Here is a 22,998-nt window from a genome sequence, read left to right as displayed (position 1 = left end):
TGTCAGCGCTTGGTAATACGAAACACATAGCGGGGTATTCGAGTATGTAATAAGGGCTTGGTCAATAGATGCAATGTCATATGTCATTATACTTATGTCATAACTCTCGAGATTTGACATAGATTTTAAAGTGTAGTAATATAGCATCATCTTGTTGTGTCATAACTTTATGTCAAAAATAGTGACGCAGAAAGGACGGATTAATTATGAAATATGGATACGCTCGTGTCTCAACGGTAACTCAAGATTTAGAATCACAATTACAAACGTTAAAAGCAGAAGGGTGCGCGGTCATTTATTCGGAAAAGTTCACGGGAACGACGACAGACCGCCCCGAACTATCGAAAGTACTCGCAATATTAAGCGAAGGAGATACACTGACAGTAACAAAGCTAGATCGCCTTGCACGTAATACAAAGGAAGGTATCGAGATAATTGAAGCGCTATTCAAGAGAGGTATAAGGGTTCACGTTCTCAACGTAGGACTACTAGAAGATACGACAATGGGGCGTTTCTTTTTACAAACGTTATTAGCAGTCGCAGAAATGGAGCGTAACCTAATCTTAGAAAGAACGCAGGAAGGTAAAATAGTAGCTAGACAGAATCCAAATTACAAGGAAGGTCGCCCGAAGTCGCATTCAGATAAAAAACTAGTCGAAGCTATGCGTATGAAAGAGAAAATGGGCTACTCATTCCGCCAGCTATCGGAAGCAACGGGTATTAGCATGAGTACGCTACAACGATTCGCTAGAAAGCAACGTGACCAGCAAGAAGCATCGGCAGAATAGGTCGGTGTCTTTTTATTATGCGCTGATTTCTTCACCCCCCGAGTTCCGAAGTCGACGCTCTTCCTACTCCTCAGCAGGTGTATAGCTGTCATTCGCAGCGCTACACACCAATCTGACGACATTTTCCCCCGTGACATCGCTTATTTTTGTAAATCGTTGTAATCGTTATATTTACACCTAAACCATCATAAACCCTACAGTGGCATAGCTTTGCGCTGTCTTACGTTAAATTGTCAGATAGTTTACACGACATAAATTTTCGTTACTTTGCACATATAAAAAGAGCTACACCTTCTCAGCGTAACCCTCCTATCAATTACCAACTATACGGTACTACAATTCTATTAAAGCATACCAATTCATAAGAAGCTTCAATAGATCGCTCTGACTTCTTTGAGATTATGGGAGGAAAGAGAGATGGAAGGGCTTTCAAATATACCTAAAAAAATATCTTAAATGAAAAAGTCCCCCTAAAAACCTTTCCTTATCCTAACTTTAGCTAATTTTACTTTAAAAACAAACTTGCCAAATAAGTAGACAGTGCACTCCCTAAAATTGCTCCTAAAACTGCCCCTATTATAGCTATACTTAAAGGATACTTAAAAGTTTCCTTAAACTTTTTTTTATCTTGTTCTTTTTTGATTATTTCTGCATTTTCTTCTTTATAAAACTCTTTATAACTGTCTGATTTTAACATTCTACCTGATATACCTTGTTCATTCCTATGCCATTGTTCTTGCAGAAATAAATCCTCTCCACTACTTAAGTTAAAGGTCTTGGCAATATCTGGTCGACTCGGTGTGTTTTCTAATGTGTTTAAAGAAGAGGGAGTTTTTAAATAGTACAGCATAATAGAAACTAATGATTCCCCTACTATGATGCTTACAGCTTTATTTGTAGGATTATTAACAGCAATTAATGACAAACCAGCCCATCCAGGGTCTAAGGTAGTTGAGATATGACCTAATCCTTTTGAAACAAGTGATACTCTAGGATGATATGTACCTCCTATCCACTTAGACACCCATATTGCTTCATTTGTGTAAATACAAACAGTGTCATTAGGAGGAATCTCTATAATATTATCCTTAACAGCAGAATTTTTATCTGACACCCTCCATGCCAATTGGCTTGCAGTTAGGTTTATTGAACCCCCTTTAATATTATCCATATTCAAAGGGTGAATCCTAATATTACCTTTAATTAATTCTCTCTTTATATCATTATTACTTAGTAGCAAGTTAGTCCCCCCGCATTTCTGACAATTCTATTAAAAGGCAATAATCACAATAGTAATATTTTATCATATTTTGTGAGTTTTATCCATTCAAGGATTTTAATATAATTAACTAATTAAATTAAGTTTTGTAAAACGAGCAACACCACGATTACGCATGATATCACTTGATAGCAAATAAGTTCTTACAAGACTATTAAATATCGATAAGAAGACGAAGACAGACGTTAAAACTGCGTATATTAACGAAGAATTAACGCTACAGACTAACATGTATAAGACATTATATCATGCGCAATATTACCAGCTAGTGTACAGTCGATTTGTGTACGATACCTCAACGGTAAACATACGTAATTGCATTCTTGTTAGTTTCAGAGGGGGGACGTGCGTTACAAGGTTTCGGCTGGTAATATGTAACGTAATGTATAACGGTTAGAGTACGCTAAAATGTTAAGTTACGTTAAGTATACCGTTGTATGTGTCCGAATAAGGCACGCATGCTTAGTCGGTGCCACATGTCACTACCCTCTTCCCCCCTATCGATTGGCATATCGACATGTCATTAACCTTATTGATTTCCTTCAAATAATGTACGAACAAACTTCCCTAACTCTTCATCGGAAATCCCCTGAGAAATCGCCTGCTCTATTGCTATACTTCTAGCCCTTTCAACAGGCGTTGGTTTAGCACTTTCTTTCTTCCTGTCTGCCCATTCTTGGTATTGACGATTTTCTTTTTTCGCAAGCGCTAGTGCTTCACGGACCGTATTAACTTTCTTTCGTGCCCAATGTCCAGCGACTTTTTCAACGTATGATTTTGGCAACATCATATCGTTTCTAAGTAGAACATAATAAATTAATACGTTCACTACACCTGGTCTTAGCTTTTGATTTATCATTATATCTTCGACTATTTTTAAGTCTGCTATCGTTACCTCTGCACCACCTGAAATTTCTTTCAGCAGTTGTTTTGGAGTAATTTCCTCTAACTGCTTTATTAACATTTCTTCTTGTATGTTCATAGGTCCCTCCCATTACAAATTGGTTATGTGAAATTTTCATGTGCTATTTTATATTTTTGGATTTTCTTACTGATTATAATTACCTACCCTTTACGCGTTCCCCTCACTTAGTTAGTGGTAATAACTCTCGTCATCCCTTATCACTTATCCCTCTCGTAGCCAGTGGCATTATATGTAATTTGTTCTTTTAGTATAAAGTGGTATTCAAAATACTCTCTTCAATCTCTTCCTGTTCAATCTCATTTTGGACCTTATCAAACTCAAGTATTGCATTATCTGCGTACTTTTGAAAAACTGTTGCCCTTATTAATCTATCTATGTTTGAGTTTAGTAACAATAAAGAAGTCGCCATTTGCATTAATGATATAATAGTTAATTGGCCTGGTATTGATAAACCGTAGTTACTAGGACCAAAAACATATCCATGTTTCTGTACCCTTTCGTCTTGAATATCCCCTAAGCTATTGTATAATCCAGTAGGGCTTGCGTGTATGTGATAGCTTGCTTGTTTATAATAAATAGATAGGCGATCAATTCCTGCATTATTCTCTAAATCACTGAAGTATATTCTATTTTTAAAAGGAAATAAAGATTTCGCCCATGAATATGGTTTGCTAAAATCGTTACCGTATTTCTTTAGAACCTCTTTATAATCCTTTTCTATATTATTTGCTTCTATTTGATTTAGTTTAAACTCGTCATCTTTTTTCCTATATTTAGTCAACTCTTGGTAGTCTTCAACAACTGAATAATCTATGAATTTACATATTAAATCGTCTGTGAACCCTTTATCGCTATACCTTGAAGTTAGATTTCGAAAATATACATTGCATTCATGGAGACTTCTCCATCTAGACATTGCTCCATCTGAAAATCCCGATTTAAGCAAAGTATATATTTCCTTGCTTATAACGATTGCTTTAGCATAGAGTTTCATTAGTACATCAAAGGTAACAGAAATTGAATATTTATTATTTTCTACTTCAGCATGCTCTTCCATATACTCATCAATAATATTCATAGCTGTTTCTTCTGAAATCTTTATAATAGAGGCTAAATCGTAAAAAGCATCTAACCATCTAAGTTGGAGTCGCGACTCAAATTCTTGATGTATTAACCTCTCTTCCTCTACCATTTTTGGTGTTGTTTGCTTAAGTGTAGAGTAGATAGGACTTGCATACTCATCAAGGTTTTCCTTTGAATATATTCCTTTTATAGCGGATAATAATTTATCTTCGTCAATTTCTTCTCCCTTTTTTAATTTTTCTTCAACAACTTTTTTGACTATGTTACCTAATTCTTTTTCAAACGTTTTTAAACTCAATATAATCCCCCCGTACCTTATAGTTGTGGTTGTTAAAACATTAATAGAATATATCCCCATAATAATTGAGTCAATATTTCGAAAAACATAAATGATGATGTGTACATATACACCCAAACATCTCATCCAACTTACCCGCTACCTCCCGTTGCATCGTCGGCAGCACATGGATATATGTATTAAGCATCATCTGCTTATCCCATAATTTTATTTTCTTCGCGTAAAATCTTCACGCGCCCCCTTCTTTCTTAAATCGAACTTTAACGCGTCCCTTCCTGCTCTTCCATTTCTTTTAATTCATCTTGCCACTTATCACCAATACCACCGCTAGGCGTATTCCAACGCTTTTCTTGACGTAGGATTCTCGCCTTATCTTCTTCGGTCATTTCATCTTGGTATTTTTCCGCTTCCTTGCGTTGCTGTTCTTCATATTCTCTTTCTTGTTGTCGCAGATGCCTTTGGTGCGCTTCTTCATCAATAATCTTTTCGCATCCGTGCGCTTCTTGTTTCGTTTCATCGTGTCCATGTCCGCAATAATCATTAGGAATAGAAGACTTTGCACTCTTTGCTGATGTATCCGACTTACTAGGTGCGGGCTTGTCAGTAGACTTCGTAACACCTTCGCTAGTCGTATCTGCTTCGCGATCATTCTTAGGTGTATCCTTTTCCGTATCCGCTCCTTGTCCGATGAATCCACGTTTATTGTCTAAAGTCGTTTGTTTCGACTTATTAGCACGATTTACTTCCGTACGACGTGCACCATATAACTTCAATTCATCGTCTTCGTGAGTGAAATAAGCTTCAATCTGCGTTACTATTCCGCCATTCTCATACTCATATGTGTACATTGTACCTTCCCACAACTTGCCGTACTGTTTGATGCGCATGAATGACGCAGATGCAACGTTTGTATCTAGTGTTTTCGCTACCTTTTCTGCACTCATACCGACTTTTAACGATTTAAATGAATCTAGCGATAAATTTCCGCCATTATTAACATCAAACGTTAGTTTCTGTGGCTTCTTACCGTCAATTTTGATGTTAAAATCGATAAGAAATTCGCTATTATCAGATTCGCGTAATGCGTTCAATTCTTTTTCGACTTCCTTCGATTTCTTTTCGGCTTCGTACATTTCCTGCGCAATTTCTTTCGATGACTTTTCAGCATTAACTTCTTTAGACTGATTTTTGCTAGTAGCACCTTCGTCGGAACCACCGCACCCACTCAATAGCGTGGTTGCCGTGATTCCTAGTAACATTACTTTTTGAATTGATTTGTATGTATTCATTATTTGATATCTCCCTCGCTATGCCCATTGCGTCAACTTTCCTCGCACAATTATTTTGAATATATCTATTTATATATCGTTCATTAAATAACTAGCTTTCTCCGCCTTCTTTCTTAAATCGAATCTTTATACGTCCTCATCTTCCTTCCTCTTCCGCATAAACTCTCCAATCCTAGCAGTAATAACCGATGCGACTACAGCCATTGCAAACACTACTGCTAGCCCACCTATAATGGCGTTTCCGATTATCTTTGTAACAACCAGCAATGCAAATGCAACTATTAACAGGTTCGCCCTTGTATTTTTCTCTTTCTTTCTATCCTTCACGCCCTATCTTCCTTTCTAATATTTCTTTTTCGGATTCTCTGCTTAAATCCTCTCACCGTACTTCTAGCGGAATCAAATGATCGCCCCGTCTTCTTCGATAATGCTCTAGAAATCGCAACCTCCGTAACCTTTTCGTTATTCTCTGCCGTATGTATCATAGTATCTAGTACAATGAAATCTATTTTCTTCTTGCATATGTTTTCATATAGCTTTGCGTAAGTATCTCGGTTAGTCATTATATTACAGATTGCTTCCTCTTCCGCATTTTCTGCACAATCCTCTAGCGTTTCAAGTACGTTAATATCACTTATAAGTGTTAGTACCGTTCTTCTTTTTCCTCTTTCTCCGCAATATTTACGTAATGCTTGATAAATAAAACTCTTAACTCTCTTATCGAAATCGCCCTTATTTATATCAAACGTTCTAATCGCATATCTTATTCTACGGAAACAATCGTCTATAAAGTGTACTTCGTTATTCATCTTATGCCAGTTAGCTTTGGCTAAGTTTTCAATCAACGGTATGTAATGCACTTCAATTTTTTCTACATACTTATTATCGCATATTCCAGTGTAATAATCTTCCACTTCTTCTTTAGCTAGTATCGCTATTCTATTTAATGTTGCGCTTATGTCTTCGCCTTTATTTGCGTATTGTCTTATATTAAGTCTGCTTTCCATACGTAAGTCTTCCACCTCTTATAGCACCTGTACCCTCCGATATTTAACTCACTTCCGCTAGTGGCGTTCAATATCGAAGTTATGCTATTGACAATCGGTGACGCATCGACTAGCAGAGGTGAGGAAGTCGTAGGAAGCTGGGCGCAGTTTGAACCCCTATTTCGCATAGATAAAAAAATAACGGAGCGTTTTAAACTTCGTCATAATTTCGTAGTTTCTATGCAAATAGAGGTAAGGCGTTAACAACTAGCGTCGGCTCGTTGTGTGAGGTTTTCAGTAACGCATTCCCCGTCCTTGTGCTTTCACACATATCGACTTTCTACACTACAAAACGTCCCATAGTGCGTAAACCTTTCGATACACCCTGTTACCGTAATAACAACGTATTTCCACCCTTGCCGTACAATGCCCGCAATCGGCTAGACCTATACGACGCACGGGGAATGATATGCGTTAAATTGTATAGCGCTAGTGTTTGCAGCGGTCTAGCTCCCCTTTTACGTTTTTATAGCGGTACGGCTTCCGCTTTTCGACTTACTACCGCATCAGTACCTAAAAAAGACATCACTAAAGACACCTTGCAATCCTCGATTTTTTTCGATAGAATGAAGGTAGAAATTCGGACTGATACGGCTTGTCCTGTATTTAGTTTGATTTGTGTATGTTTTTAGTCTCCGATTGCCGTCGGGGACTTTTTATTTACAAGAAATTTCGTAGACTTTCTGCTACTTCGTTTTTATCTAGATGCAGATAACGCGTTGTAACGGATATATCACTATGTCCTAGCGCTTTAGATATCAGTGCAACATTTGCACCTTTCTTTAGAAGATTCTTCGCAAACCCTCTACGTATGGCGTGAGGATTTATATTTTTAAGCCCGTATTCCTTCGCATGTTTAGTCATTCGTTTTGAAATAATATTATTCGTCGGACTAGTTAATACACTTCCACCACTCTTTGTAATAAAGAGATAACCATTTTTCGCTTGGTACTCTCTGCGAATGATTTCATTTTGTTTCATAAGAACGTCTAGCAATCGTGCGAGAGCGTCATCAAACGGTAGATATATCGATTCATGATTCTTAATAATACCGCCATCAACACTTAATACTTTCGCTTCTAAATCGACGTGTTTATGTTCGAGTTGCGCTAATGTGCCGACCCGTATTCCCGTCTGATACATAAGTAAGATAGCGGTGGCATCTCGTAAATCTAAGAATCGTGTTAAATCGAGTACCGATAACAAGATATTAATTTCACGGTCTGTCGCACCTTCTTTAACAGGTGTATCCACCTTTATCTTCACATTGCGCCAAAAGTTAATATCAATCCACCCGTTATCATGACAACGTCCTAGAAATGCCTTTAGACACTTCAAACGGGTTAATTTCGTTTGATTACTAACATTCATAGACGACAACCACTCGTAAATATGATTAACGTTCAATTCTTCTATATAGTGCGTGTCTGTTATTTTCGCAAAATGACTAACGTGTATGTAATAATCGTTTATCGTGCGCTCACGTAAGCCTGTCGCTTTCATTTGACGTACAATTATCTCGAGCGCTTTGTCGATTGTTAAATTGAACGTATAACGATTTTCTGCGGTCTCTTTCTTTCTCTGATCGCTTTTCAATCTATCGCCAAAAACATTCGATAAATCCTCACTAATCGTTAAAGAATCGCGTTTTTTTGACATAAAAAAATAAGCCCCCTAACTCGTTAGCGACCGCACATTGTACGATTCAACTTACGAATTAGAGAGCTTATATATTGCGGACTTTGACGTCACCGCAAAAGGTTTTTTTAGCGTCCCAGGAGAGATTCGAACTCCCGACCGTACGCTTAGAAGGCGTATGCTCTATCCGGCTGAGCTACTGGGACATGGAGCGGGTGAAGAGAATCGAACTCTCGACCAGAGCTTGGAAGGCTCTTGTTTTACCACTAAACTACACCCGCATATGTTATTTTCTTTTCTTCGTTAGCACCGTTGCCCTATCGACAATATTTATTATATGTATAACCACACATAAAGTCAACACCTTTTTTAAAAGAGGATAAATTTTCTTATCCTCTTTTAAAAACTGCTTGTTCAACTAGTTGTCCGTCTAACGTTTCAAAACGAACTTCCATTTGATTTTCATCCATTTCTAATAAAGCAAATGTCTTTTCTACACGCTGACGTGGTAATAAAATACTGCCTGGATTAATAAATAAAACGCCCTCGATTAATTCCGCACCTAATACGTGAGAATGTCCGAAGCATGCAACTTGCGCTCCCACTTCTTCAGCATGGTACGCTAGCGTTTGTAATGTCATTTTCACATTATGGCGATGTCCATGCACTACTAAGAAGCGAATTCCATCTACATCAGTTACAATTTCATCTTGAAAGTTAGCATAATCACAGTTTCCTTTTACAACATGGAAACCTTGCAGTTCTTCATGAGCAGGCGTTAGCTCTGAATCACCGCAATGAATCATGATATCTACTTTCCCTTCATATTTCTCTTTCAACTGCTGTAATTCCTTCACAGAGCTATGACTATCGCTTACGATTAAAGCTTTCATCATTCTCTCTCCCTTATTCTCCTAAAAACCATTCCGGGATTTTTTCTTCTAACTTACGAAGAGCACGGCCACGATGGCTAATAGCATTTTTTTCATCTGAACTTAATTCCGCCATTGCTTTTTTGTATTCTTCCACATAAAAAATCGGATCGTATCCAAAGCCATTTTCTCCGCGGCGTTGTTCTAAGATAAATCCTTCACATGTCCCATTTACAATGACAGGCTTTTTATCACCTTCAGGGAAAGCAACTGCTAATGCACAATAGAAACGAGCTTTACGCTTTTCAAAGTCAACGCCATTTAATTCTTGTAACACTTTATCGATATTTGCTTGGTCATTTTTCGGTTCACCAGCAAAACGCGCTGAATACACTCCTGGTTTTCCATTTAAAGCATCTACAATAAGACCCGAATCATCCGCAATTACGATAGAATTCAACTGTCTACTCAAACTATCCGCTTTTAAGATCGCATTTTCTTCAAATGTTTCACCAGTTTCTTCGACTTCTTCAATATGAGGAAAATCGTGTAATGATTTCACTTCTAAATCAAATCGCTCAAATAACTCAGCAAACTCACGTACTTTTCCCATATTTTTTGTCGCTACAACAACTTGTTTCATACTTTCCACCTCTACTCTATATGAGATACGATGTCACCTAAAGCTTCTTTTTGTATATCAATCAGTTGGAAAATGCCTTTTTCCGCAGCATCAAGTAGTTCATTTAACTGCGCTCTACTAAACGTCGCTTCTTCTCCAGTTCCTTGCACTTCAACAAATTGGCCTTTTCCAGTCATAATTACGTTCATATCAACGTCTGCTTTAGAATCTTCTGCATAGTTTAAATCTAAAACAACACCTTGCTCTTCAACAATTCCTACTGACGTTGCTGCTAAATAATCTTTTACTGGAATTTTAGATACTTTTTCTGCTTGTAATAATTTCTCGAAAGCTAATACCATCGCTACATATGCACCTGTAATAGAAGCTGTTCTCGTTCCACCATCTGCTTGGATAACATCACAGTCAATCCAAACTGTTCTCTCGCCAAGCGCTTCTAAATCAACTACCGCACGTAATGCTCGTCCAATTAGACGTTGAATTTCCATTGTACGTCCTGTTACTTTCCCTTTGCTTGACTCCCTAATTGTACGTTGTTCTGTTGCACGTGGAATCATCGCGTATTCAGCTGTTACCCATCCTTTTCCTTCTCCACGCATAAACGGTGGTACACGCTCTTCAATTGTTGCTGAGCAAATCACCTTTGTATCCCCAACTTCAATTAATACAGATCCCTCTGGATGTTTTAAATAATTCGTGTGAATATGTATATGGCGTAATTCTGTTTTCTCTCTACCATCTACTCGCATAAAAATAACCTCCTCTTAATTACTACTCGTTAGTATAGCCAAATTTAAATGTATGATATGTATACAATAAAAGAAGGAGAACCCAAAAAGCAATTCTCCTTTCTTACTTAAGTATATCAAATTATTCAAGATTAAAAACTACCTGTATTCACGTTTTCTGGACGATCTACAGGTTTTATTAACTTTCCGCCCTTTTCATCTATAAGATTTGCTTTTCCATTCACTTCAATAGAAATATTTTTCACACCTTTCTTTTCTGTTAAAGATAAAACTAACGACTTCAATACGTAATTTGAGATCATATTTTTATCTGGGTTTACAAATATATTTTCATTAAAGTTTAATGTAAGATTTCCGTCTTGTAATTTCGGATTCGTAATAAGCTTAACGCCTGGATTAAAATCATTCAGGAGCGATTGATGAATCGGACCTTTTACAAGTTCATCTATAATTGCTGCATAATCATTTTCTTTTCCTTCCGCAACGCGGCGTGTGACTGGTACGTAGTATTGCTGTTTATTATTATTTTGCGCCATGAAATATAGTGTGACTGGTTTTGTATTCGTTACATCTGCTACTTGTTCATCATCGAAGTTAATACCATTTGCACGGCTCACTCCTTCACCAAGCGGTGTACCAGCAACCGGCATCTTCGCCAATTTCTCACCATTTATTTGGAACTGCACTTGTTTTATCTCTGTAAATTGCGTCAACGTCCACGCTATAGATTCAATGATTTGACGCTCTTCTTCTTTCGCATAGTTTTTCATTTCTTTAGAGAAATCAATAACTGCCGTCCCGTCCTTTTTCAAATCTAAAGTCATCGTTGTATTCGCCGGAATGACTGCACGAAACCCATTCGGTAATAAATTCGTTACCGGTCCATCTTTCACAAGGTATTCTAACGTTTGCTTCACAGTCTCATTTGCTTTCGGAGTAGGTATAGCTAACGTTTGTGGTACAACATAACCATTTTTATCAACAAGGTATAGTTCTCTATTTACCATTTGCCCTTGCTTATCTTTTTTAGCTACTTCTTTCTTCCCACCCTCTGTATACGTAACTTGTTTTGGCGGATCAATTTGTTCAGTTGCTTTCTCCTGATTTATAAAGCCACACCCTGTTAGTAAAACAGCGCTCACAGTAGCACCAACAACCCATTTAAAAGTGGATTTAGGCATGCCATTCCCCCCTAAAATCTAAGTTTGTACTATTATGTATACGAGCCGTTTCACATTTTAGAACAAGCTGTGCCTCTTATAAAGTGAAACTTTAATCAGTGGAGGGTCTAACTGCCCAGCAAATAGCAAGATAAAACAAAAAACTCCTGATTTCTCAGGAGCTCACTTATATGAATTCTACTATTATTCTTTTTCTAAATGAATATGCTTCACATTTTCAATCGGTTGACCGAACCATTTTGATGCAATTTCTTTAAACAAGCCTATTTTTCCTGTTGTTAAGAAGAGATGATCGCTTTGTTCTTCTCCTTCATTCAACATTTTACTATGATATAAGATTGTACTTACTTCACGTGCTGTTTCATCACCAGAACTAATTAGTTGTACTTTATTTCCCATTACTTTTTTAATAACAGGTCCTAAAATCGGATAGTGTGTACACCCTAATATAAGTGTATCAATACCGGTACTTTTCAGTGGTTGCAGCGTTTCTCTTACAACTTCATACGCCATTTCACTTTCGAAATTCCCACTCTCTACAAGTTCAACGAAAGGTGGACAAGCTAAACTTTCTACCATAACACGGTTATTAATAGACTTTAACGCCTCTTCGTATGCACCACTTTTCACCGTTCCAATCGTTCCAATAATCCCAACGTGATACGTGTTTGTCACTTTTAAAGCTGTACGTGATCCTGGGTGAATAACTCCTACTACTGGAATTGGTAATTGTTTTTGCATCTCTTCTAATACAACTGCAGTTGCTGTATTACACGCAATAACTAACATTTTAATATTTAAATCTAGTAAATGCTCCGTCATTTCCCACGTAAATTGACGTACTTCTTCTCGAGAACGTGGACCATAAGGACAACGTGCTGTATCTCCTAAATATATGATACGCTCTTTCGGCAACTGACGAATTAATTCCTTCGCTACTGTTAAACCGCCAACTCCTGAATCGATAACACCGATTGCTCTATTCAACTTCATCACCCGTTTTCTCATTCATCATCTTTTATGTTTATCATTATATTTTACACACTTTAAGTTCGCTCACTTCAAATGCTTCTGTATGAAAATTTTCATTTGCCCATGTATAGACTAGGACCTTTTTTATTTTGCTCCTTTTTTTCATAATTTGCAAGATAGAAAAATAACCGACCTTCTATAAGAAAGTCGGTTTCTTCTATATAAAATGCATATTCATTGCTCCATCTTTTTTTGAAAAGAAGACATTCCCATTAATAAGACGAAATGAACAGAAATTAAAATGACGATCAAAATAAAATTCAATCGATAACTATTTGTAGATTCCATAATTTTGCTTGCTACAGCTGGTCCGAATGCCATACCGAAAAAGTTAATTAAATTATATAAACCAAGGCCGACTCCAACTTTAGCTGGATTTAATGTTTTCGGAATAAATGTGTTTAATGATACTTGAATTGCCGAATAACTCATAAATGTTAAAATAACCGCAAATAAAATAAAGAGTAAGTTCCCGTCTGGAATAATCCCTAAAATTAAAAAGCCAATGATCATAACTACAGACGCTACATACATCATCCTCACATTCCCAAACGCAGGAATAATCTTTCCAGTAATAAAACTAGATACAATACCAAAGAGAGATGCAACAAACAATACAATTCCAATAACGAACGGAGACAATCCGTGCCCTCTTCCTAACAGTAATGGTAATAATAATAAACTAGCACATAACGCCACATTAATGATAAATCCGACCGCTATTAAACGCAGTAATGGTTTATTTGTAAACAACTCAATATCAATAAACGGCGACTCTGCTCTCTTCATATGAGCCTTGAATAAAAATAGGAAAGCAACAGATAACACAAAAAGCCAACTATTAATATTCACTCCTAATAAAACGGTCGTAATCAATACAAATAATAAAAATGCTCCAATGAAATCAAAGTGGAACACTTCATCGGTATGTTGCACCTCTTCTGGCATAAATTTTACGAGCAAGAAAATACCAACCATTGAAATAACCATAAATAAAAATAAATACGGCCACCCTAACGTATTTGTAATTGCCCCACCAACTAAAGGTCCAATACCAACCGCTAATGCAATAGAAGAACTAATCATTGCTAACGCACCCGGTTTTTTAGCTGGAGCAACTAATTTAGCCACCGCAATCATACTAAGCGCAATAAACGCTGCTCCTCCGCTCGCCTGCACTAGCCTTGCGAAAATGATAATCTCATAAGATTGATTTACAAACCCAACAATAGAACCAGCTACAAATATGATAATAGAAATAATTAATAGCCTTTTTACACTGTAACGATCAGCCAGTTTTCCATATATCATCGAACCGATACCGACGACTAAAGAATACCCTACTACAACCCAACTTACTTTCGATTGACTAATTGATAAATCATTAGCAATATCCTCTAGCGCTACATTAAATAACACAGCGTTCATCGGTCCTAACAAAACAATAAAACATAATGTAAAAACAAACCATTTCGAATGGTTACTTATATCTTTCCCCATGTGTAACACTCTCCTGATTGCAATTTTAAAACTATCAAACTATAGATAAAAAAATGAAGTTATTTAAATGTTGTATCACCACTAAACAACTTCATTAAATGTATAAATTGGATTCGAAACGAAACACGTATGTTGTTCGATATTCATGGAACTATCATAGTTTCAGCATTACAGTTTGTCAACGAAAAACATACAAAGTAAACTAATTTAGTATTTTTAGTTTACTTTGTTCAAAAGTTATTATAAACTAATTTCGAAGCTGATATAAGGAGGACTGGCATGATTATTCAAATTTGCATTTTTTAACTTAATAAAATGAAACGAATACAGAACTTTTATATAGAAGAGACATTATAGGAGGATTATGATGAAGAAAAAAATGTTAGTTGTATTAACAAGCGTAGAAAAATACCCAAATTTAAATAGGGCTACCGGACTTTGGCTCGGTGAAGCTGTACATTTCGTAAAAAAAGTAGAAGAAGCGGGTTACGAAGTTGATTACGTCAGTCCACAAGGCGGTTATACACCAATTGATCCACATAGTTTAGCAATGGCGGAGAGCATCGATTGGGAATGGTACCAAAAGAAAGAGTTTATGAATCGCCTCGGTTCTACAATGAAACCAAGTGAAGTGAATCCAGAAGACTACGCTGTTATTTATTACGCAGGTGGTCACGGGGTTATTTGGGACTTCCCAGAAAATAAAGAACTTCAAAATATTAGCCGCAATATTTATGAAAACGGCGGTATTGTTTCTTCCGTTTGTCATGGAGCTGCTGGTTTATTTCATATTACATTAAGTAATGGGGATCGTTTAATTAGCGGTAAGAAGGTAACAGGCTTTTCAAATGAAGAAGAAAAATTAGCTGAATTAGATCAATTCGTTCCATTTTTAACAGAAGATGAACTCATTAAAAATGGAGGACTTTACGAAAAAGCTGCACAGCCTTGGGAAGCTTTTGCTCTAGAAGATAATCGTGTTATCACTGGTCAAAACCCAGCTTCAGGTGGTCCAGTAGCCGAATTAGTATTAAAACAGTTGCAAAAATAATTATGTACTAAAAAAAGCAGATTCCCCTCTATTAAGGGAGATCTGCTTTTTTACGAAATCATTTGCAAAATAGCAATAACTTCTTTTTCAATTTCAGAATCATCAATTGCTTCTATATACTCTGGTTTAAAAAGTTGATACTTCTTTAATTGATAAAAATCAAGTATCGCTTTCTTTAAAGTAATATCGTACTGAATACAAAAAGAATGATCTATAATACGTCGTAACATCACATCATCTTGTACCATAAATAATTGCGCATTCATTTTATTAAAATAACCTTGTTCCATACCCGCTTCAAAAAACATTTGCAAATTATGATTACGATTTTGTTGTGCAGCGACTAATTGATCTGACAAATGCGGATATGCTTCTTTCAAATCTTGCAAAAAAACATCCGAAATATATGTCACACATTTTAAAGAGTGGATAAACGTCTTTTGGAAACGTTCTGCAAAAGACATGCTTTCATCTTGATTGTCCGCATCACCTTCGAGTAGATAATTCATAAAATCCTCTACTATCGCCTCAATAATTTCATCTTTCGAAGAAAAACGTTTATATAAAGTAGCTTTACTAATATCCATATATTTCGCAATTTCATCTATTTTCAATTGGCTAAAACTCGTCTTTCTAATAACGGGCTTTATTTTATTAATATAAGTATTTGCACATGCGACTTTTCTCATTTAAAAGAGCCTCCCCTTTTGTCCATACAAAATAGTATAGCAAATTCACGAATGATTATAAATGAAGTTATTATACTCATTATGCTTTTTTAGTTTATTACATTTTCATATACTATACATAAAGAACTAGAATCCATTATCACCAACTGGACGGTTACAAACCAATTTTGAGGGGGGAATTTTAGGATAAAAATACCCACTACCTTTGTTAGTAGCGGGTACTTTTTCTATAATTTATTTACAGCCCTTTTTATAGCCTTACCTATTTCCACGCTAGACTGTGGATTTTGCCCTGTAATTAAATGCCCATTTACTACCACATGCGGCGTAAAATTAGGCGCTACATAAAACAAAGCTCCTTCTTCTTTCAACTTACTTTCTAACAAAAACGGAACGCGCTTTTCTAAATGTACAGCTTTTTCTTCATCGTTTGTATAACCTGTTATACGCTTACCGGCAACAAAAAACGAGCTATCCTTATTTTTCACACCGACAAAGGAACTTACTCCGTGACAAACAGCCGCTACAATCCGGTTATCGTTATACATATTCTCAATCAAATTTGCTACATATGAATTACCTGGAAAATCTACAATCGCCCCGTGCCCACCACCAAATAAAACCGCATCATAATCCGAGAAATGAACATTTGAAATCGGCCTCGTATTTTGCAATAAAGAAGCTACATGCTTGAATTCACGAGGTATACCATTCGGAATAGACACTCTATCTATAGGTACTCTCCCGCCTTTTATTGACACAATATCAACATCAAACTTAGCCTTTTTAAATAAATGATAAGGAGCTGCGAGCTCTTCAAGCCACAAACCAGTCGGGTGTCCATTCATATCATGAGCACTTGTTGAAACTAACAGTATCCTTTTCAACTTATCCCCTCCTTATTACCTATTTATGTATGGAGTGTTCTTATCATTCATATAGCAAGTGAAGCAAACAAAAAAATAGCCGACTCTTTGTATAAAAGTCGGCTGCTTTCTTATAGTTCGAGCTCTCCCATACGAAGAAGCTCCACAACTGCTTGTGAACGTCCTTTAACCCCTAGCTTTTGCATTGCGTTTGAGATGTGGTTGCGAACTGTCTTTTCACTTATAAAAAGTTCACCTGCAATTTCCTTCGTTGTTTTATCTTGAACCAGTAATTCAAATACTTCTCTTTCTCTCTTTGTGAGTAAAGGTTTAGATTGATACGCTTTTTCCTTCAACTGGTATAACCCTCCTTGCTTAAGCCAGAGCTGTGTATGTGTAAGTTGGGTGTTTATTTAGTCAAGATATTGTATGAACGAAATGTGCAGGTGGTGAATGAAAATGGGCTTTATTTCCTATGTTATTTTAGACTTTTATACAGTGCGTACACTCCTTTTATCCACTTACTTTCCAACGCGCCATATTTGTTCTAGCAATATACTTACAACCGTACCTACAAATAAACCATTACCGAATATATATTGCATAACAGACGGCAAGGATTGAAGTGCTCCAGACGGTAAAAACATAACGCCGCTGCCAAATAATACTGCAACGCCTAAAATCGTTACATTCCTTTCACTCATCGGCACTTGTTTTATATTATTAAATCCAATTCCAATTAACTGTACGAACGAAGCCATTAAAACAGCCGATGCGACAGCAGATGGTAAAGATGCTAAGTAACGAATAATACTTGGAAAAAGAGACATTACGACTAGTAACGCACATGCCATTAAGAACGATCGTATATACTTTTGTTTTGTTAAACGTATAAATCCTGCCGTTGCTGGTAACGGAACGACACCTACAGTTGAAAATACAGCAGAGATGATATGTGAAATCCCCCCAACCCATGTTCCATCTTTCAACTGTTTTTGTTCAATAGTCGCTTTATGAATAGTTGCTTGATTAATTGCTATAATAGCTGCCACCGTATTCGAAACTAAAATACATACCATAACGAAACTTGACACAGCCATACCTGTATTCCATTTTGGAAGTCCCCAAGCAAATATATGTGGAAGTTGCACAAAATGAGTTACTTGAGATGGGATTGTCACTTTTCCTGCAATGAGAAAAATAATCCACCCACTAATTAATCCTATTAAAACTGCATAACTTTTGACAAAGCCTTTTCCGAAATTAGATAGTATAATAACGAACAAAAATATACTAAACGCGATCATTGCTGTAAATCCGTCGATTTGAGAAATAGTAGCTGTAATTCCTAACATTCCTTTTAAAAATACACCACTTAATTGTAAACATAATAAAAGTAAAAACGTCCCTGTCACAAGCGGCGTAAATAAAAATAAAATACGTCCTATAAAACCAGTTACTCCTAATCCTATTAAAATAACACCGGAGATTATCATTCCTAATTCTAAAATTTGCAGTGTACTATGTAATTGATCCTGTCCGGCCGTTGCATAAGCAAGTACGGTAAATACACCAACCCAAGATCCAGCCGGCCCATCCGCAATTGGCAGTCTATGCCCAAGCCAGCCTTGTAAAAAAGAAGATATACCAACTACAAAAAACGTACGCTGCATTAAATAAAATATTTCTTCCGTCGTAAGATGAAATAATCCGCCAACGACAATTGGTAGTGCGATTGAATTTGCTAATAAAAATATAAACCATTGCAAAGTTCCCATAATATGATTTTGGTTATGTTGATTGTCCAAAATTTTCATCCCTTCTAGCTTTCCTATAAAAAATATATTGTAAGAATAAAAAAGAAGAGTTCTAGACTTACCATTAGAACCCCCCTCAAAATATTTAAACGATTCTTCTACACAAGATTATTTAATTCCACCTCATTTAAAATTCCAACAACAATATTTCCTTTATACACGACTAAACGTTTTTCTGTTTGACGCGCTACTGCTTCAGCAGCGCATGTCGCATTTGTCAAAACAAAACTCGCTTCATCCCCTACATTCGGCCATACTCGCTTCCCTTCATTATTTAACGTTTCTTTTCCTCCTGTAATAAAGCGAAGTGCTTTTCCTAAAGACCTTTCGTCACTCCACCCAAAACGCTCTGCTAATCGATTCGCCTTTTGAAGCATATCACCTGTTCCAAACGGTGACCAATGATCTGTAATACTATCATTTCCTAATGAAACCTTAACACCTTTTTTATCTAATAACGGAATTGGGATTACTTGTTTACCAATTGGTACCGTTGAAGTAATATCAATATTTACATTTGCGAGTCTTTCTGCCACTTCTTCAGCCTCTTTATCAGTAACACCACCAAGTCCAAGTGCATGACTAATTGTTACACGACCTTGCCATCCTGCTTCTTCTGTTAAACTTGCCAATCTCTTCATCGTAAAGGTTCCAAGATTATTCGCATCATGCAAATGAATATCAACATCCGCATTAAATTCTACTGCGATATCCATAATTGTATGTAATGATTTTTCAATGTCATTATCCACTGTAGCTGGATCTACGCCTCCGACTAGATGAGCACCCATACGCATCGCATCTTTCACGAGTTGCACAGAATTACTGCGCAATAATCCATGTTGCGGAAACGCAACAATTCTACTAGACACTCGATTTTTATATGTTTCTAATGCCGCTAACGTCGCCTCCAAATTACCAAGCCCAATAATTGGATCAACATTACAATGCGTTCTAATATTCGTTGCACCATTTTGCAGTAGTAACTCTAGCATATTTTCCGCTCTATTTTGGGCAGTCGCTAATTGCTTTGGTAAAATTTTTTCTTCTTCATTAAAACGTGTAAAAATACTTTCTGCTGGCATACAAGCTTTCCAAGGACCACTATAATATGTCTTATCAATGTGAATATGCATCTCTTCGAAAGCGGGCAAAATTAATAAACGATTAGCATCAAGAATGAGTACCCCTTCCTCTTGAACAGTCCCTACTATAATTTTTTTAATTCGTCCCTCTTCAATAAGTAAACTACATAACTCTGTTTCTGTTTTTGAAATTCTCCCCTCTTCATATGTATACCCCGATTCAAGCGTTACATTAGTCAACCAATATACCGTCATCTCTATTTCCCCACCCTTTATTAAAAGTTACCTCTTACTATAATTTTAATATCAACTGAAAATTAAGACAATTAATATGACTGTTCCCTAAAAAAATGTCATACAACCTCATAGTCTCCTCATAGATTTCCATATAGAATAGAAGTATAGAGTTTGCTATAAAAAGGAGTGTATTGGAAGATGTCAAAAAGATTATGTAAATCCGAAACTGATAAAATGCTATTTGGTATATGCGGTGGTTTAGGAGAATATTTTGATATTAGCTCTACTCTCATTCGCATACTTTGGGTCATTGCAGTTTTATGTTTTGGGACGGGGTTTTTAGTTTATTTTATTTGTTTATTACTTATGCCACGCTCTTACTAATAACATTCTTTCATATATTTGAGCATAGTGTATACAAAATCCCCTATAGATTTTTCTATAGGGGATTTTTTCATGAAGAATATTTCATCGTTAAATGTAATACCGCCACTTCTTCTTCTTCATTTTTATAAATATGCTTCTTATTCGCTTCAAATTGAATGGAATCAAACTCATTTAATTCATATACATCATTCTCCACTTGAATAGACACTTTCCCTTTCATTACCGTTACAAGCTCAATCGCACCTTCATGATGAGCTTCTGGTTCATATATACTATTTGATCGTAAACAAGCACGGTGCATTTCCATCCCTGTTTCTTTCGTATAACGGAACATCGTTTCTAAATGCCATGCTTGTCCTACATCTACTGCAAATCCTTCTCCACAGCGCGCGACGGCTACTGGTTCTCCAAAAACCATTAATCTAGATAAAGGAATTGATAACCCTTTCGTTATTTTCCAAATGACAGCTAGCGTCGGATTTGTTTCCCCTCTTTCGATCTTTCCTAATGTTAATTTACTAACTCCTGTTTTATGAGCTAATTCTTCTAAACTTAATTTCTGTTCATTTCGAATTTGTCTCAATAACTGTCCAACTTGTTGAATGACTTCTTTCGTTTGCATATCTTCATTTTCTTTCATATATAAAACCACCTCAAAGTATAAAATAGTTTACTTTTATTAAATTAAAGTATATCATACTATACATAATTATTTATTTTCGAAAGGAGTGCTATACTTCATGCGCGCAATTTTATTAGGTCTTTTATCATCGGCCTTTTTTTCTGCAACCTTTATTATTAATAGAGCAATGAATGTATCTGGAACGAGCTGGGCTTGGACAGCTTCCTTCCGTTTTTTATTTGCTCTCCCTATTTTATTCCTTATCGTTTTATTTCGCAAAAACTTTAGGGGATTATGGAAAGAGTTAAAAAAACATCCATTGGCGTGGATCGGATGGGGTTCTGTTGCCGGTATTGGTTTTTATTCTTTATTAAGTTTCGCAGCTGTCTTTTCTCCAGCTTGGCTCGTTGCTGGAACTTGGCAAGTTACGATTTTAGCTGGTTTACTACTATCACCACTATTTTTTGTGAAAATAGAAACAAAATCAGGTACGAAACTTGTACGTGGAAAAATTCCACTTCGTAGCTTATATGTTGCTTTATTTATTTTACTTGGTGTAATTTGTATGCAAGCAACTGCCGCAGGCCATATTACAATGACTCAGTTCATTTCAGGTTTTTTACCTGTCGTATTAGCCGCTTTCTTATATCCGTTCGGTAACCGAAAAATGATGGAGCTTGTTGGCGGACGCCTTGATACGTTCCAACGTGTATTAGGAATGGCAATTGGAAGTCTTCCTATAACAATTTTGCTTGGTGTATACGGATTTTCTACTACGGGTATTCCAACATCTAGCCAAATGCTTCAAGGATTTTTGTTAGCATTATGTTCCGGCGTTATTGCAACGATGACATTTTTCTTTGCTACTGACTTAGCAAAAGATAACCTGGCTTTACTTGGAGCTGTTGAAGCAACACAAGCTGGAACGATGGTCTTTACCGTACTTGGAGAAATTGTTTTCTTGAATGGTTCGTTTCCTGGCGGGCTTTCCCTACTTGGAATGATTATTATTATGTTAGGAATGGTTGCAAATAGTATTTTAAACCGATCTATTCCAGCCGTTAAACAGAAAAAATCAGCATAAAAAAAGAGTATGGTTCTATAGAGATGAACCATACTCTTTTTTATTGTCCCCCTATTTCGCCTTATCAGAATAGTATTTCATTGGCTGTTTATACTAAAACGTATGTTATAATACGTTTCATGCGCATTAATAGGAGGTAAATTATGTTAAAAAAAGCAATCGCTGAATTTATTGGTACCTTTGTACTTGTATTATTCGGAACTGGAGTAGCTGTCACTGGCGGCGGAATCGAAGGAATTGGAACATTAGGAATCGCTATGGCTTTCGGCTTATCTATTGTAGCTATGGCATATAGCATCGGAACAATTTCTGGATGTCACATTAACCCAGCAGTATCAGTAGCTATGTTCATCAACAAACGCATGAACGCTATGGAACTTTGTTATTATGTATTAGCTCAAATTTTAGGTGGTTTATTAGGAACTGCAACGTTAGTAACAATTTTAAAATCTGCTAAAACACCTTTAGATAATTTAGGACAAAATGGTTTCGGAACTCTTGGTTTATCTGGAGCATTTTTAGTTGAGTTCATTTTAACTTTCGTATTTATTTTAGTTATCGTCGCTGTAACAGGTAAAAAAGGAAGTTCTTCTTTAGCTGGACTAGTAATTGGTTTCACATTAGTTTTAATCCACTTATTAGGAATTCCGTTAACTGGAACATCTGTTAACCCAGCTCGTAGTATCGCACCAGCTTTATTTGTTGGTGGAGAAGCACTTTCTCAACTATGGGTATTCATCGTAGCACCAATTCTTGGTGGTATCTTCGCAGCTATCGTAGGTAAATTCATTTTAAATACTGAAAAATAGAATTTTCAATATTTATGAATAAAAAAAA

Annotated in this window: 23 protein-coding genes, 2 tRNA genes and 1 pseudogene; 5 read left to right on the top strand and 21 right to left on the bottom strand. The window is 36.4% G+C overall.

The window, feature by feature from the left end; all coding sequences use genetic code 11:
* Positions 1-206 precede the first annotated feature (206 nt).
* Entirely contained in the window at positions 207-788 is a 582-nt protein-coding gene (locus CQ064_RS05970) for a recombinase family protein (protein ID WP_000873666.1), read from the top strand.
* A gap of 505 nt (positions 789-1,293) precedes the next feature.
* Here CQ064_RS05970 and CQ064_RS05965 read toward each other — a convergent pair.
* From CQ064_RS05965 to CQ064_RS05890, 15 genes and pseudogenes are all read right to left on the bottom strand, one after another.
* The gene (locus tag CQ064_RS05965; RefSeq protein ID WP_000927248.1) at positions 1,294-2,028 is read right to left on the bottom strand and encodes a dCTP deaminase domain-containing protein; all 735 of its coding nucleotides are present in this window, start codon (positions 2,026-2,028) and stop codon (positions 1,294-1,296) included.
* 676 nt (positions 2,029-2,704) lie between these two features.
* Positions 2,705-3,040: pseudogene (locus CQ064_RS05960) on the bottom strand (DnaD domain protein); the annotation flags it as partial.
* Positions 3,041-3,236: 196 nt separating this feature from the next.
* The gene (locus CQ064_RS05955; protein ID WP_000054132.1) at positions 3,237-4,373 is read right to left on the bottom strand and encodes a DUF5677 domain-containing protein; all 1,137 of its coding nucleotides are present in this window, start codon (positions 4,371-4,373) and stop codon (positions 3,237-3,239) included.
* Positions 4,374-4,633: 260 nt separating this feature from the next.
* A complete protein-coding gene (locus CQ064_RS05950) occupies positions 4,634-5,662 on the bottom strand; it encodes a hypothetical protein (protein WP_001099639.1) in 1,029 nt (342 codons plus the stop codon).
* Between the two features lie 126 nt (positions 5,663-5,788).
* Positions 5,789-5,989: a hypothetical protein gene (locus CQ064_RS05945; RefSeq protein ID WP_000654946.1), complete on the bottom strand. Its 201-nt coding sequence runs from the start codon at positions 5,987-5,989 to the stop codon at positions 5,789-5,791.
* Positions 5,986-6,669 carry a hypothetical protein gene (locus CQ064_RS05940; RefSeq protein ID WP_000445880.1) on the bottom strand — a complete coding sequence of 228 codons (684 nt, stop codon included), beginning with the start codon at positions 6,667-6,669 and terminating at the stop codon, positions 5,986-5,988. Before CQ064_RS05940 ends, CQ064_RS05945 begins: the two co-directional genes overlap by 4 nt.
* Before the next feature lie 699 nt (positions 6,670-7,368).
* A complete protein-coding gene (locus CQ064_RS05935; protein WP_000039108.1) occupies positions 7,369-8,367 on the bottom strand; it encodes a tyrosine-type recombinase/integrase in 999 nt (332 codons plus the stop codon).
* Positions 8,368-8,478: 111 nt separating this feature from the next.
* Positions 8,479-8,552, bottom strand: a tRNA-Arg gene (locus CQ064_RS05930).
* A 1-nt stretch (position 8,553) separates the two neighbouring features.
* Positions 8,554-8,627: transfer RNA gene (locus CQ064_RS05925), tRNA-Gly, on the bottom strand.
* 108 nt (positions 8,628-8,735) lie between these two features.
* Positions 8,736-9,239, bottom strand: coding sequence for a metallophosphoesterase (locus tag CQ064_RS05915; protein WP_000645488.1), 504 nt, complete (start codon positions 9,237-9,239; stop codon positions 8,736-8,738).
* A gap of 13 nt (positions 9,240-9,252) precedes the next feature.
* Positions 9,253-9,861 (bottom strand): XTP/dITP diphosphatase, encoded by a 609-nt coding sequence (locus CQ064_RS05910; protein ID WP_000815949.1) that lies wholly within the window; start codon positions 9,859-9,861, stop codon positions 9,253-9,255.
* Between the two features lie 11 nt (positions 9,862-9,872).
* The gene (gene rph, locus CQ064_RS05905; RefSeq protein WP_001261762.1) at positions 9,873-10,610 is read right to left on the bottom strand and encodes a ribonuclease PH; all 738 of its coding nucleotides are present in this window, start codon (positions 10,608-10,610) and stop codon (positions 9,873-9,875) included.
* Between the two features lie 131 nt (positions 10,611-10,741).
* Positions 10,742-11,791, bottom strand: coding sequence for a spore germination protein GerM (gene gerM / locus CQ064_RS05900; protein WP_001126743.1), 1,050 nt, complete (start codon positions 11,789-11,791; stop codon positions 10,742-10,744).
* A gap of 183 nt (positions 11,792-11,974) precedes the next feature.
* Positions 11,975-12,784: a glutamate racemase gene (racE, locus tag CQ064_RS05895; RefSeq protein ID WP_000774006.1), complete on the bottom strand. Its 810-nt coding sequence runs from the start codon at positions 12,782-12,784 to the stop codon at positions 11,975-11,977.
* Positions 12,785-12,997: 213 nt separating this feature from the next.
* Complete coding sequence (locus CQ064_RS05890; protein WP_000513864.1) at positions 12,998-14,323, bottom strand: MFS transporter; 1,326 nt, start codon at positions 14,321-14,323, stop codon at positions 12,998-13,000.
* A gap of 367 nt (positions 14,324-14,690) precedes the next feature.
* On the opposite strand from CQ064_RS05890, the gene CQ064_RS05885 reads away from it, so the two are divergent.
* Positions 14,691-15,374 carry a type 1 glutamine amidotransferase domain-containing protein gene (locus CQ064_RS05885; RefSeq protein WP_000728514.1) on the top strand — a complete coding sequence of 228 codons (684 nt, stop codon included), beginning with the start codon at positions 14,691-14,693 and terminating at the stop codon, positions 15,372-15,374.
* Positions 15,375-15,424: 50 nt separating this feature from the next.
* Here the strand turns inward: CQ064_RS05885 and CQ064_RS05880 are convergent, their stop codons facing one another.
* The 5 genes from CQ064_RS05880 to CQ064_RS05860 all read right to left on the bottom strand — a co-directional run bounded on the left by CQ064_RS05880 (position 15,425) and on the right by CQ064_RS05860 (position 20,086).
* On the bottom strand, positions 15,425-16,063 hold the full coding sequence (locus tag CQ064_RS05880) for a TetR/AcrR family transcriptional regulator (RefSeq protein ID WP_001233012.1): 639 nt from the start codon (positions 16,061-16,063) through the stop codon (positions 15,425-15,427).
* A 227-nt stretch (positions 16,064-16,290) separates the two neighbouring features.
* Positions 16,291-16,911 (bottom strand): type 1 glutamine amidotransferase domain-containing protein, encoded by a 621-nt coding sequence (locus tag CQ064_RS05875; protein ID WP_003271927.1) that lies wholly within the window; start codon positions 16,909-16,911, stop codon positions 16,291-16,293.
* A gap of 149 nt (positions 16,912-17,060) precedes the next feature.
* Complete coding sequence (gene gerE, locus CQ064_RS05870; RefSeq protein ID WP_000659484.1) at positions 17,061-17,285, bottom strand: spore germination transcription factor GerE; 225 nt, start codon at positions 17,283-17,285, stop codon at positions 17,061-17,063.
* Positions 17,286-17,450: 165 nt separating this feature from the next.
* Positions 17,451-18,746 (bottom strand): purine/pyrimidine permease, encoded by a 1,296-nt coding sequence (locus CQ064_RS05865; protein ID WP_000697130.1) that lies wholly within the window; start codon positions 18,744-18,746, stop codon positions 17,451-17,453.
* A gap of 98 nt (positions 18,747-18,844) precedes the next feature.
* The gene (locus tag CQ064_RS05860; RefSeq protein ID WP_000219590.1) at positions 18,845-20,086 is read right to left on the bottom strand and encodes an amidohydrolase family protein; all 1,242 of its coding nucleotides are present in this window, start codon (positions 20,084-20,086) and stop codon (positions 18,845-18,847) included.
* 180 nt (positions 20,087-20,266) lie between these two features.
* Here CQ064_RS05860 and CQ064_RS05855 point away from each other — a divergent pair, with 180 nt between their 5' ends.
* Entirely contained in the window at positions 20,267-20,452 is a 186-nt protein-coding gene (locus CQ064_RS05855; RefSeq protein ID WP_000044337.1) for a PspC domain-containing protein, read from the top strand.
* A 70-nt stretch (positions 20,453-20,522) separates the two neighbouring features.
* Here CQ064_RS05855 and CQ064_RS05850 read toward each other — a convergent pair whose 3' ends face one another.
* On the bottom strand, positions 20,523-21,095 hold the full coding sequence (locus tag CQ064_RS05850) for a helix-turn-helix domain-containing protein (protein WP_000661921.1): 573 nt from the start codon (positions 21,093-21,095) through the stop codon (positions 20,523-20,525).
* A 100-nt stretch (positions 21,096-21,195) separates the two neighbouring features.
* Between CQ064_RS05850 and CQ064_RS05845 the strand changes: the two genes are divergently transcribed.
* Both CQ064_RS05845 and CQ064_RS05840 read left to right on the top strand, forming a co-directional pair.
* Complete coding sequence (locus tag CQ064_RS05845) at positions 21,196-22,161, top strand: DMT family transporter (protein WP_001201639.1); 966 nt, start codon at positions 21,196-21,198, stop codon at positions 22,159-22,161.
* A 143-nt stretch (positions 22,162-22,304) separates the two neighbouring features.
* Positions 22,305-22,970: an aquaporin gene (locus tag CQ064_RS05840; RefSeq protein ID WP_000913213.1), complete on the top strand. Its 666-nt coding sequence runs from the start codon at positions 22,305-22,307 to the stop codon at positions 22,968-22,970.
* Positions 22,971-22,998 lie beyond the last annotated feature (28 nt).

The organism is Bacillus sp. MYb78, assembly GCF_002975115.1.
GTDB classification, from domain to species: Bacteria; Bacillota; Bacilli; order Bacillales; family Bacillaceae_G; genus Bacillus_A; species Bacillus_A cereus.
The sequence above is the reverse complement of the archived record's forward strand: the minus strand, read 5'-3'. Positions and strand labels throughout refer to the sequence as shown.